The organism is Priestia megaterium NBRC 15308 = ATCC 14581 (assembly GCF_000832985.1).
In the GTDB taxonomy this organism is placed as follows: domain Bacteria; phylum Bacillota; class Bacilli; order Bacillales; family Bacillaceae_H; genus Priestia; species Priestia megaterium.
In genome coordinates this window covers 733,833-745,712 of the sequence record NZ_CP009920.1, presented here as the reverse complement: position 1 = coordinate 745,712, position 11,880 = coordinate 733,833, and the positions used below count along the sequence as shown (strand labels likewise).

11 protein-coding genes are annotated in these 11,880 nt (G+C 39.6%); 8 read left to right on the top strand and 3 right to left on the bottom strand.

Going from position 1 to position 11,880, the window contains the following annotated elements; translation table 11 throughout:
• The first annotated feature begins 71 nt into the window (after nt 1-71).
• The 5 genes from BG04_RS04560 to BG04_RS04540 all read left to right on the top strand — a co-directional run bounded on the left by BG04_RS04560 (nt 72) and on the right by BG04_RS04540 (nt 6,040).
• Nucleotides 72-1,199, top strand: coding sequence for an NADH-dependent flavin oxidoreductase (locus tag BG04_RS04560; RefSeq protein ID WP_034649493.1), 1,128 nt, complete (start codon nt 72-74; stop codon nt 1,197-1,199).
• A gap of 151 nt (nt 1,200-1,350) precedes the next feature.
• Nucleotides 1,351-2,223, top strand: a complete 873-nt coding sequence (locus BG04_RS04555; protein WP_034649495.1) for a DMT family transporter — start codon at nt 1,351-1,353, stop codon at nt 2,221-2,223.
• 77 nt (nt 2,224-2,300) lie between these two features.
• Nucleotides 2,301-2,654: a cupin domain-containing protein gene (locus BG04_RS04550; RefSeq protein WP_034649497.1), complete on the top strand. Its 354-nt coding sequence runs from the start codon at nt 2,301-2,303 to the stop codon at nt 2,652-2,654.
• A gap of 407 nt (nt 2,655-3,061) precedes the next feature.
• Nucleotides 3,062-4,984, top strand: a complete 1,923-nt coding sequence (gene ltaS / locus BG04_RS04545) for a lipoteichoic acid synthase (protein WP_034649499.1) — start codon at nt 3,062-3,064, stop codon at nt 4,982-4,984.
• Nucleotides 4,985-5,071: 87 nt separating this feature from the next.
• A complete protein-coding gene (locus tag BG04_RS04540) occupies nt 5,072-6,040 on the top strand; it encodes an LCP family protein (RefSeq protein ID WP_034654996.1) in 969 nt (322 codons plus the stop codon).
• Between the two features lie 37 nt (nt 6,041-6,077).
• On the opposite strand, the gene BG04_RS04535 is transcribed toward BG04_RS04540, so the two are convergent.
• Entirely contained in the window at nt 6,078-6,659 is a 582-nt protein-coding gene (locus BG04_RS04535) for a YitT family protein (RefSeq protein ID WP_013058630.1), read from the bottom strand.
• Between the two features lie 200 nt (nt 6,660-6,859).
• Here BG04_RS04535 and BG04_RS04530 point away from each other — a divergent pair, with 200 nt between their 5' ends.
• On the top strand, nt 6,860-7,357 hold the full coding sequence (locus BG04_RS04530; protein ID WP_016765235.1) for a GNAT family N-acetyltransferase: 498 nt from the start codon (nt 6,860-6,862) through the stop codon (nt 7,355-7,357).
• A gap of 28 nt (nt 7,358-7,385) precedes the next feature.
• Here the strand turns inward: BG04_RS04530 and BG04_RS04525 are convergent, their stop codons facing one another.
• Both BG04_RS04525 and BG04_RS04520 read right to left on the bottom strand, forming a co-directional pair.
• Nucleotides 7,386-8,099 (bottom strand): YoaK family protein, encoded by a 714-nt coding sequence (locus BG04_RS04525; RefSeq protein WP_034649502.1) that lies wholly within the window; start codon nt 8,097-8,099, stop codon nt 7,386-7,388.
• Nucleotides 8,100-8,222: 123 nt separating this feature from the next.
• A complete protein-coding gene (locus BG04_RS04520) occupies nt 8,223-10,265 on the bottom strand; it encodes a catalase (RefSeq protein ID WP_034649505.1) in 2,043 nt (680 codons plus the stop codon).
• 172 nt (nt 10,266-10,437) lie between these two features.
• Here BG04_RS04520 and BG04_RS04515 point away from each other — a divergent pair, with 172 nt between their 5' ends.
• Together BG04_RS04515 and BG04_RS04510 are read left to right on the top strand one after the other, a co-directional pair.
• The gene (locus tag BG04_RS04515; RefSeq protein ID WP_034649508.1) at nt 10,438-11,409 is read left to right on the top strand and encodes an NAD(P)H-dependent flavin oxidoreductase; all 972 of its coding nucleotides are present in this window, start codon (nt 10,438-10,440) and stop codon (nt 11,407-11,409) included.
• 70 nt (nt 11,410-11,479) lie between these two features.
• A complete protein-coding gene (locus tag BG04_RS04510) occupies nt 11,480-11,875 on the top strand; it encodes a hypothetical protein (RefSeq protein ID WP_016765232.1) in 396 nt (131 codons plus the stop codon).
• Nucleotides 11,876-11,880: the final 5 nt, after the last annotated feature.

Here is an 11,880-nt window from a genome sequence, read left to right as displayed (position 1 = left end):
AGGAAGGAAAAACAGTTTCTACCTATAACATGCCAATATTTTTGACCGTATCATTTTTGGAGGGAAACAAAATGACAAATAAAAAGTATGAGCCGCTTTTACAGCCATTTACTTTTTCAAATGGCATCAAATTAGATAACCGCGTTATTCTTGCGCCTATGACAAATTTTTCATCAAATGAAGATGGAACAGTATCAAATGCAGAAGTAGACTACTATGTACGACGTTCAAACGGTGTTAGCATGGTCATTACAGCATGTACATACGGAACGCCAAACGGCAAAGGATTTCACGGAGAGTTTGCTGCAGACAGCGATGAAATGATTCCTAGCCTAAGCCGCTTAGCAACAGCAATTAAAGATCAAGGGGCAAAAGCAGTTCTTCAAATTTTCCACGGAGGCCGCATGTGTCCGCCTGAGCTTGTTCCAAATGGAGAGGTTGTTAGCGCAAGCGCTGTTGCCGCAGAACAAGAAGGAGCACCGGTGCCTAGAGAGTTAACCAATGAAGAAATCGAAGGCATTATCCACGATTTTGGTGAGATGACGCGCCGCGCCATTGAAGCAGGATTTGACGGAGTTGAAATTCACGGAGCAAATAACTATTTAATTCAGCAGTTCTTTTCTCCGCATTCTAATCGCCGCGAAGATAAATGGGGTGGTAGCGTAGAAAAACGTTTAACATTCCCACTAGCGATCGTAGACGAAGTAAAGCAAGCTGTTTCTAAACATGCAAAAGAACCATTTTTAGTAGGCTATCGCTTCTCGCCGGAAGAGCCTGAGACGCCTGGAATTACAATGGCTGATACGCTGAGATTAGTTGATGCACTAGCAGAAAAAGACCTTGATTACCTTCACGTATCGCTAATGGAATTCTGGTCAAAACCTCGCCGAGGCGTGGAAGATACTCGTTCACGTATTGAGATTATTCAAGAGCGCGTAGGAAGCCGCGTACCTGTGATGGGCGTAGGTTTTATTCATACAGCAGACGAAGCAGCAGCAGCTCTTGAAACCGGCATTCCACTGCTTGCGATTGGCCGTGAATTAATTATGGATCCAGACTGGGTTCAAAAAGTCAAAGAAGGCCGCGAAAATGAAATTGTGACAACATTAAGCAAAAAAGATCAGGAAAAGCTTGTGATTCCTGACCCGCTGTGGCAAGCCATTATTAACACACCAGGCTGGTTCCCGGTTGAAGATTAAAAGAAAGACAGAAAAGCGCAGAGACGATGGGACTGACCCCGTGTCTTTGCGCTTTTTGCTTTTTCATGGAACAGCGCTTATGAACCATTAATTTACAAATGAACTTCTTTATGTTTGAATAATAATAGTTTTCTGAAAGCGAGGTGGAAAAATGAAAGCAGGCCCCATGGTAAAAATGATGGTTTCAATGAGTATTTTTGGTTCGATTGGGTTTTTCTCCACACAAACTGGACTGCCTTCTTTTGATTTAGTATTTGTTCGCTGTATTTGTGCAACGCTTTTTCTCGGAATGTGCTGGTTTGTAACAGGTGAATATAAAAGAGAAAAATGGAATGCCAAAGAAATAAAGCAGATTTTACTGTGCGGCATATTCCTTGTGTTTAACTGGGTGTTTCTATTTAAAGCATTTGAAATGATGTCCGTTACGGTAGCTATTTCTATTTATCATCTTGCACCCGTCTTAGTATTGCTTCTGGGAAGCTTTATCTTTAGGGAGAAATTAACGGTTCTTGGCATTATGTCTATTTTCATTTGTTTTGTAGGAACACTTCTGATTATTGGAGTGAAGGAACTTACGATTGATGGCTTCATGTCGTCAGGAATACTGTGGGCGCTTTTAGCCGCTTTGTTTTATGCATGCACAACGCTGCTTGGCAAAGGAATCATTCATACGAGTGCTTACGCTGTTACATTTCTTCAGACTTTTTTAGGGATTTTTTTATTATTGCCGTTTGTTCATTTTAGTGATTTTCATTTCTTAACAGCGGCCAATTGGACAGCTATTTTGGTAACGGGCTTTGTACATACTGGTTTAGTGTATTATTTGTTTTTCGACAGCCTGCGCTATTTAAAAACTCAGGTGATTTCGGTTTTAGTGTTTTTAGATCCAGCCGTTGCTATTTTATTAGATACAGCATTCACGGGATTTCGCCCGACGCTTCTTCAGCTGGCAGGCATTGTTTTGATCTTTTTAGGAATGCTTTTTACTTTTAAGCCAAAACCTTCATCTAAAAAATATTTCTGATAGCAAGGTTAAAAAGATCACATAGAATTTCTATTTCATCTGCAGGTCTTTATTTATTAGAAAAAGGGGAGCTAGTCATGAAAGTCAGTAAGCAAAACGCAGAACACTACGTGTGGGGAGGAAAATGCGATGGGTGGCACCTAGTGAAAAATAAAGACGTAAGTATTATTCATGAGCGCATGCCCCCTCATACGAAAGAGGTAAGGCATAATCACACGAGAGCACAGCAATTTTTCTTCGTGCTAAAAGGAACAGCTGCTCTAGAAGTAGACGGAATTATTTATGATGTAAAAGCCCATGAAGGAATAGAAGTGCTTCCGTCCATTCCTCATCAAATGATGAATCGTTCGAGTGAAGAGATTGAGTTTCTTGTTATTTCACAGCCCTTTGCACAAGGAGACCGCATAGCTGTTGAGAAAGATAAAGACTAAGCATAGATCAGTCTATTTTTACTAGTCCTAACAGTAAGGGAAGAATACCTTCCAGTACAATAGTACCTTTTCATTCAGTAAGTGAAATATTATGCCTAATAATATAAAAATACTTTTATTGCAGAGCAGAAATGTGGTAAATTAATATGTATGCAATATAGGGAGAACAAAATTTACAAATTAACAATTGTGTAATATTAACATCACGATAAAAAAATAAGAGATTACAAGTTAAAATGTAAATTTTGTAGATGACTAAAAAAAGAGATGAAGATGATATTGTTTGACAAATTGAATCATTTTCAGGTAATCTTTTGCAGGACGTAACCGTTACGATTTAATGTAGGGGATTTTCCTGAGGTTAGCTGAACATGAAATCTCTACTTTTTAGTGAAAGGAATTTGAAAATGAAAAAACTATTTTCAAAGCCGTTGTTTTACTTTTTTATAGCGGTTTTATTCATGTGGATCAAGTCTTACATGTCTTACAAAGTGGAGTTCAACTTAGATATAAGTGACTCAATGCAAAAAACGTTATTGTTTATTAATCCAATTAGTTCAACTTTGATCTTTTTAGGGTTAGCATTGTTTGCAAAAGGGAAAAGAGCCATCGTTTGGACGCTTATCCTTAGTACCATCATGACGGTCATTTTGTACAGCAATATTTTATATTATCGATTCTTCAATGACTTTGTGACATTGCCTACTTTAACGCAAACAAGCAATGTGGGTCATTTAGGAGGCAGTATCGCTGATTTAGTAAAAGTTCACGATATTTTTTACTTTGTAGATATTATTTTACTGATTGCGCTATTGTTTGTTAGAAAAATCGAATGGCCAAAAGCACGCCTTAAATTCCGCTATACGTTCATGGTACTAGCGGCAGGAGCTATCGCTTTTGCAATTAACTTGCACTATGCTGAAAAAGATCGCCCTGAATTATTAACAAGAACATTTGATCGCAACTACCTAGTGAAATATTTAGGAGCATACAACTACACGGTGTATGATGCAGTTCAAACGTTTAAAAACTCAAAGCAGCGAGCATTCGCAAGCAGTGATGACTTAACAACAGTGAAAAACTTCAGTACAAGTCACTATGCAGCTCCAAATATTGAGTATGCCGGTAAAGCAAAAGGAAAAAACATTATTAAAATTCATTTAGAATCATTTCAGTCATTCCTGATTAACTATAAGTTAAACGGGCAAGAAGTAACGCCGTTTTTAAACTCATTAGCAAATGGAAATGAATTTATGTATTTTGATAACTTCTTCCATCAAACAGGACAAGGTAAAACAGCTGATGCAGAGCTTATGATGGATACGTCATTATACGGCTTGCCCCAAGGATCGGCATTTAGCTTAAAAGGCCGCAACACGTACCAAGCAGCACCAGCGATCTTAGATCAAGAGGGCGGCTATACAAGTGCCGTTTTACACGGAGACTATAAAACGTTCTGGAACCGTAATGAAATTTATAAGCAGTTCGGTGTGGATAAATTCTTTGACGCAAGTTATTACAATATGACTGGTGATAACAAAGTAAACTATGGATTAAAAGATAAGCCATTCTTCAAAGAATCTATGCCAATGCTACAGTCATTGAAGCAGCCGTTCTATGCGCATATGATTACATTAACAAACCATTTCCCATTTGTCCTTGATAAAGGCGATGCTAGCATTGAGCCGGCAAACACAGGAGATGGAACGGTAGACCGTTATTTCCAAACGGCTCGTTATTTGGATGAATCACTGCAAGAATTCTTTACGGAGCTAAAAGCTTCAGGCTTATATGACAACTCAGTTATTATGATTTACGGTGACCACTACGGTATTTCTGAAAATCATAACAAAGCAATGGAAAAAGTTCTTGGCGAGAAAATTACGCCATATAAAAACGCTCAGCTTCAGCGCGTACCGTTCTTCCTTCACGTACCAGGTGTAAAAGGTGGAGTGAACCATACGTACGGCGGTGAAATTGACGTAGTACCTACGCTTCTTCACTTAGTGGGAATTGATAGTAAAGAGTATGTTCAGTTCGGTACAGATTTATTATCAAAAGATCATGATCAGGTAGTAGCATTTAGAAACGGTGATTATGTTTCTCCAAAATACACGTCAATTGACGGCAAGTATTACGATACAAACACGGGAGAAAGAATCACAGCAACAGACGAAGCGAAAGCTTATAAAAAGAAAGTTGGAAGAGAGCTAGAACTTTCTGATAAAGTGTTATACGGTGATTTATTACGATTTAATAAATTAGATGACTTTAAAGCGGTCGATCCATCAAAATATATGTATGGAAAAGACCAAGAAACAGAAAAGTAATGTAAGCTTTCACACCATACAATCCAAACAAGCAAGTAGAGGAGCTTTTTAAAAGCTTAGCTACTTGCTTGTTTTATGAGAACTTCATTGAAAAAGAAAGCTGGTGACAGAAACGTGGAGCGAACAAGACGCAAAAGAAGAAGAAGAGTTCGATGGGGCAGAGTGTTCTTTGCCTTGTTGTTTCTTTTTATTATCGTTGGAGGCATATACAGCTATTTCCAATATAAGCAAGGGCTATCGATGGCAAGCGATGGTAAATTTGCGGATGACGGCACGACATTTGAACAGTTTCAAGGCAGTCTCCCAAATAACGGAGAAGTAAATATGCTGCTGTTAGGAAGTGACTCGCGCGGGGAAAAGCATTCTCGTACAGACTCTATTTTAATTGCTCACTACGATTCTAAAAGCAAACACCCGAAAATTGTTTCGCTTATGAGAGATATGTACGTGGATATTCCAGGACACGGCAAGCAAAAGCTGAATGCTGCTTACGCGTTCGGAGGTCCTGAGCTGCTGCGTAAAACGATCAAACAAAATTTTGATATCGATATTAACTATTATGCAGTTGTGGACTTCGAAGGGTTTTCAAAAATTGTAGATACGATTGCACCTGATGGCATTGAAGTAACCGTGCCTCACGACATGTCTTCGGGAATTGGTATGACGCTTCACAAAGGTACTCAAGTTTTACACGGTGAACAACTGCTTGGCTACGTACGTTTTCGTCATGATAACATGAGTGATTTTGGACGCGTTCAGCGCCAGCAAGAAGTCGTTTTAAAGCTTAAAGATGAAGTAGCAAGCCTAAACAGCGTGTTTAAAATACCGAAGCTTCTCGGCGTAATGGATCCTTACATCGATACAAATTTAGATACAAAAAGCATGATGCTTCTGGCTAAAGATGTGGTAACAGGAAACATGAAAGATGTTCAAAGCCTGCGACTGCCGTTAGACGGATCATTTGAAAACAAAACGTATAGCGGTGTTGGTATGGTGCTTGATATTGATTTAGATAAAAATAAAGAAGCGCTGCAAGAATTCTTAAATGACAAATAAAGAAAAGCCTCGAGACGCATGTCTCGAGGCTTTTTCCTTATACATAGACGATGATGCGTTTGAATGACGTAATTAAACTGGTCACTATACCAGAGCATACAACAATGAATAATGAATAAATAGCTGTATCGTTTTGAAGCAGTAAAATACCTGAAATAATAATAGATGCGTCAATCACTAAAATGATGATGCCGGGGTTTAAAGATAACCATTTCGCAAGTATCAGAGAAAATAAGTCGACCCCGCCTTGACTTGCGTGCTGCCGGAGCATGATGCCGGTTCCGATTCCGTTAAAAACACCTCCAAGGCAAGCGCTTAAGATAATGGGAAGGTGAAAAATCCCGTGAAGCGGAAACAGCAAATCAATCATAACGGCTGAGAGAACCATGCCATAGATAGCATTTAAAAAATAAGAGCGGTTAAAACCCAAGGCGAGAAGGTAAATCGGCAAGTTTAAGCAAAAAATCATCACACCTACTTTATAGCCAAGTAAATAATTAATGATTAAGCTAATTCCGGTAATGCCTCCTGTTACAAGCTGAAGCGGAAGAATAAAAACGTTAATCCCAATACTAACAAACACACTGCCAATTCCAATTGCAATCAATTTTTTATACATGCTGTCTCATCCTTGTCTATGAATCTCTTTATATGTATATGAAGACAAGCAGAGTTTCAGCACAAAGACCGCTTTAGAAACCATAATGAACGGATTAAATATATGCAAAGGAAGCTGTTTTAAGATGCAAATGTGTTGCATAAACATGGTTCACCATAGACAATAAGAATTAACGAAGAAGGTAAATGGAGGAGAAAAAATTGATCGTTCGAAAAGCTAGAGAAGAAGAAACATCATCTATTGAAACAGTGACGCTTGCTGCTTATGAGCAATATGCAGCTGTAAAATCAGAAGCACACTGGAAAAGATATCGAAAGGGAATTTTACATACCCTGAGTGAAGAAAAGAAATTTGAGTGCATTGTAGCTGAAATCAATGGAGAAATGGCAGGAAGCGTTTTGTTTTATCCCCCAAATACGGATGTATACGGAGGATTGTTAAAGCCATTTCCATGGGCTGAAATTCGTCTGCTGGCAGTTGCTCCGTCGCATCGCCGGAAAGGAGTCGCCAACGCGCTTCTTGAAGCGTGTGAAAAAGAATCTCGGGAGCTAGGGTGTTCTTATTTAGGTTTACATACAGATCATTCAATGGAACATGCCATTAAGCTGTACACTAAAAGAGGTTACGTTCGCTTTCCTGATAACGATTTTTATCCGGTAAAAGATTTGCACGTTATGGCATTTAGAAAATCAGTTTAATAAAAAAAAGCCTTTGAAATCATTGATTTCAAAGGTTTTTTTGAGATTCTGAATTTAAAATGACAAAAGCGAGAAAAAGAATAGCAGAAGCTAACCAAACTGCTTTTGTCCCCAGGGTGAAAGTAGAAATAGAACCTAACAATGCCCCGCTCAAAAAAGAGAGGATAATGGCGGTAAAACGAAGGCACTGATAAGCAGCATTTTCATCGCGTTTGAATATAGCATAGTATGCTGCTTGAGAAGCAGTACGAAGGTTTCCGGTTGTCATGGTTGTATTATATGACCATTTTATCAAAGTTCTAAATGAAGAAACTTGAAGAGCAGCAACAAATGAAATTGTTACTGTAACCAACATATTAGGAACACTAGACGGTAAAAAACCAACGATAATGAGTACGACAATTTCTAAAAGCAATACGATACGAGAAGTATCAGGGAGTACAGATACAAATCGCGGCTGCTTAAATGTTTCGGTTACAGCAACGCCTAGGATAAAGGCTACAATAGGTGGAATATGAAGAAAAGCTTCTGTCCATTGACCTTGCGCTGCCTTTACACCTAATAAGACGATATTTCCACTTTGTGCATTTGCGAATACTCCGTTTCTGCTTATATACGTATAAGCATCAAGAAAACCTCCCACAATAGCTAACAAAATTCCAAGGATAACTGAATTTGCCGTTGCAGCTTTTTTGAATCGTTTCGTTAATTGTAAAAAGTAAGATGATTTGTTTGTGAGCATGTCTTCTTTCTGCCTCCTGAAAATCTAAGGTGCATTATCTAGTATAAGCAAAAGAGAAGCTTTTCTTCAATTACTGTGATTTCATATAAAAAAGATAGGGTAGGTCCCTATCTTTTTTGTAATTTATATAACGTGACGATTCCAGTGGCGGTGAGCTGAAATAGCTTCAATAAATTCATCTGTAAAGCGTGTAGTTTCTCCAGTTACGACACCGGGACTACTATCTAAACCAGCAGCTTTTAGCCACTTAACACCTTCATCCGTCGCGCCAATTGGTTTAAAATGCTCGAATGCTTCTTGAGCAAATGTCAGTGCTTCTTTACGAAACTTCTCATCAGCCGACGCGCTTCCGACAACATAAACCGCATCGAATAAAACAGAATCACTTGTTAAGAACGTGTGCTGTACTTCAAGTTCTGATCCGTCTGTTCCTTTCACGTTTTGGAGGGTTGTGCTTACAATTTCAGGCTGAATGCCCTGTTGTTTTAAACTATTTAACACTTGTGGTAGGTCACCGCTAAAGTCATTAGCTACAATGACAGCTACTTTACGCGTATTCGGCTTTTTAATCGTCTGTTCCTGACTAAGAGCGGGAGATGACTTGGTCACTGGCGCGTCTTCTCCTGGTGGAGGCGTTGCACCAATCGCTTGTGCTACTTGTTTAGCTAGCACTGTACTGACGTTGGCAAACATATCAACGACCTGCTGCTGAACAGACTTGCTTTTCACTTTTCCAAGCTCAAAGCTGAAAGCACTGATAATATGCTCTTTTTCAGTGTCGCTCATGCTATTCCAAAATAGCGTTGCCTGTGAAAAGTGGTCTTTAAAACTTTCGCTTCGGCTTCGAACTTTTCTTCCTTCCACTTTTTCTTGATAGTGAGCATAACCGCCCCCTGACTCTGGTACAGGAGCCGGGGTATTGGCTGCAAGAGAGTTTCTGTGATAGCTGACAGGCCCTTTGTTAATCGTTTGACGTCCGTAACCGTCTCGTTGATTGTTATGAAACGGGCATACTGGACGGTTGATTGGAAGTTCGTGAAAATTCGGACCGCCAAGACGAATAAGCTGGGTATCCGTGTATGAAAACAATCTTCCTTGTAAGAGAGGATCATTGGAAAAATCAATTCCCGGTACCACATGTCCCGGATGGAATGCGACTTGTTCCGTTTCGGCAAATACGTTGTCTACATTTCGATTTAAGGTCATTTTTCCAACCAATTTGACGGGAATGTCTTCTTCAGGCCAAAGCTTAGTTGGATCGAGAATGTCAAAGTCGAATTTAAATTCATCTTCCTCATCTATGATTTGAATACCTAGCTCATATTCAGGATAGTCTCCGTTTTCAATCGATTCCCATAAATCGCGGCGATGAAAATCTGGGTCTTTCCCAGAAATTGTTTGAGCCTCGTCCCAAACAAGGGAATGCGTTCCGAGCACAGGCTTCCAGTGAAATTTGACAAAATGAGCTTTTCCTTCTGCATTAACTAAGCGGAAAGTATGTACGCCGAAGCCTTCCATCATACGCAAACTGCGTGGAATTGCACGGTCTGACATTGACCACATGACCATGTGAGCAGACTCTTGGTTATTGGCGACAAAATCCCAAAACGTATCGTGTGCTGAAGCTGCCTGCGGCATTTCGTTGTGTGGCTCAGGCTTAACAGCGTGAATTAAATCCGGAAATTTAATCGCATCTTGGATAAAGAACACGGGAATGTTATTTCCAACTAAGTCATAGTTTCCTTCTTCTGTATAAAATTTTGTTGCAAAACCACGGGCGTCGCGCACCGTTTCAGCTGAACCTTTAGAACCTGCTACAGTAGAAAAACGGACAAATACAGGTGTTTTTACAGACGGATTCTGTAAAAATTTAGCTTTTGTATATTCACTTAGAGAGTCATACAGTTCAAATTCTCCGTGAGCAGCGAAGCCTCGTGCATGAACGATGCGTTCAGGAATGCGCTCGTGGTCAAAATGCGTCATTTTTTCACGGAAATGAAAGTCTTCCATAAGGGTTGGACCACGTTCACCTGCTTTTAAAGAAAATTCATCTTCGGAAAGCTTTAACCCTTGATTGGTTGTGAGCGCTTGGTTTCGATCATCTGTTTTAAACTGCTCGAGCTGTTCTTGCTTGCTTTTTTCATTTACAGGGTGCTTTTTTGTCATACATGTTTTCCTCCTTGATCTTTAGTTAATAATCATTACAAAATGTGTACCCTATCAAAAGTTGAAGCAAACAGAAATGTTGGAATTTTTTCGTAGGAAATCCGTTATTTTCTTGTTATGATTATGAATAAGTATTCATAAATAAGAAAATAAAAGGAGAGGGGATATATAGATGAAAACACGGGTAACAGATTTATTAGGAATTCAATATCCAATTGTACAAGGAGGTCTGGCTTATTTAGCGTACGCAGAACTTGCTGCTGCTGTCTCAAATGCAGGCGGGCTTGGACAAATCACAGCTATGACGCTCCGAACACCTGAGAAACTTCGAGCTGAAATTAAGAAAGTACGTTCTTTAACTGAGCGTCCTTTTAGCGTTAATTTTGCTGTTGGAGGTCAAACAGAAGGTTCTTATAAAGACCTTCTCGACGTAGCTGTAGAAGAAGGCGTGCCGGTTGTTTCCATAACAGGAGCAAATCCCGCACCTATTTTTGAGAGATTAAAAGGAACGGGAATTAAAACGCTCGTGCTTGTAGCCAACGTGCGTCAAGCTCAAAAAGCTGAGAAGCTAGGAGCAGATGCTGTCATGGCAGTGGGGCAAGAAGCAGGAGGACATATCGGACGTGAGGATCTGGGCACAATGGTATTAATTCCTCGAGTAGCTGCGGCTGTGTCAATTCCGGTTTTGGCAAGCGGAGGGATTGGAAACGGACAAGGATTATTGGCGGCGTTATCATTAGGCGCTGAAGGGATAGAAATGGGAACACGTTTTATCGCGACAAAAGAATGTGTAGATGCCCATGATGCGTATAAACAAGCTATTGTAGAAGCAAAAGAAACCGATACTGTAGTTATTAAACGTTCGTTCGGGGCACCTGGACGCGTATTGAAGTCTCACTATACCCTTGACATTATTGAGCGTGAGCAGCAAGGAGAGAGGTACGAAGAGTTAAAAGACGTCATTAGCGGAGTGGCAAACTGCCGGTATATTTATGAAAATAAAATCGATGAAGGCTATGGATGGGCAGGTCAAGTCGTTGGACTGATTGATAGTATTCCAACGGTGCAAGAGCTTTTTGACAGTATGATAGAAGAAGCAGAAGCTGGTTCTAAACGACTGCTGAGTATCGTAGAAAAGAAGTAGAGATACAAGCCGTCATACTGCAGCAATTATTCGCATATTTATAATCTATATCTCTAAATGAGGTGAGAGAATGAAAAGGATGCGAGCATTTGCTATTATGACGTTTTTAGTAGTAGGTTCAGGGTATGCAGTTTTTACTAAAAAAGAAGAAGTTTCCAAGACTCAGCAAGCACAAGTGTACGAAGAAGCAAAGCCTGTTATTAAACAAATGGACAAACTGGATATTTGGCATAAAATCAGCAGCGGTTTAACTGAAGCGGGCTATGAATCAAGGGGCGTGAATTCTTCCCTTTACTCAAAAGACAGAGTAGAACTGGATGTGTATATGGAGCCTTCCGTTTCATCAGATGCCAAAACGCAAGAAACGATTAAACAAATGGTATATAAAATACTTGAAGAAAATAAGTTTCAGCAAAAGGCCTTTCATGTAACAATTAAATTCCTGCCCGAAAAACAAGCAAAATAGACTTG

Excerpts from the sequence above, each read along its gene's own strand:
- BG04_RS04560 (WP_034649493.1), top strand. The coding sequence starts at position 72 with ATGACAAATAAAAAGTATGAGCCGCTTTTACAGCCATTTACTTTTTCA.
- BG04_RS04555 (WP_034649495.1), top strand. The coding sequence starts at position 1,351 with ATGAAAGCAGGCCCCATGGTAAAAATGATGGTTTCAATGAGTATTTTT.
- BG04_RS04550 (WP_034649497.1), top strand. The coding sequence starts at position 2,301 with ATGAAAGTCAGTAAGCAAAACGCAGAACACTACGTGTGGGGAGGAAAA.
- ltaS (WP_034649499.1), top strand. The coding sequence starts at position 3,062 with ATGAAAAAACTATTTTCAAAGCCGTTGTTTTACTTTTTTATAGCGGTT.
- BG04_RS04535 (WP_013058630.1), bottom strand. The coding sequence starts at position 6,659 with ATGTATAAAAAATTGATTGCAATTGGAATTGGCAGTGTGTTTGTTAGT.
- BG04_RS04525 (WP_034649502.1), bottom strand. The coding sequence starts at position 8,099 with ATGCTCACAAACAAATCATCTTACTTTTTACAATTAACGAAACGATTC.
- BG04_RS04520 (WP_034649505.1), bottom strand. The coding sequence starts at position 10,265 with ATGACAAAAAAGCACCCTGTAAATGAAAAAAGCAAGCAAGAACAGCTC.
- BG04_RS04515 (WP_034649508.1), top strand. The coding sequence starts at position 10,438 with ATGAAAACACGGGTAACAGATTTATTAGGAATTCAATATCCAATTGTA.
- BG04_RS04510 (WP_016765232.1), top strand. The coding sequence starts at position 11,480 with ATGAAAAGGATGCGAGCATTTGCTATTATGACGTTTTTAGTAGTAGGT.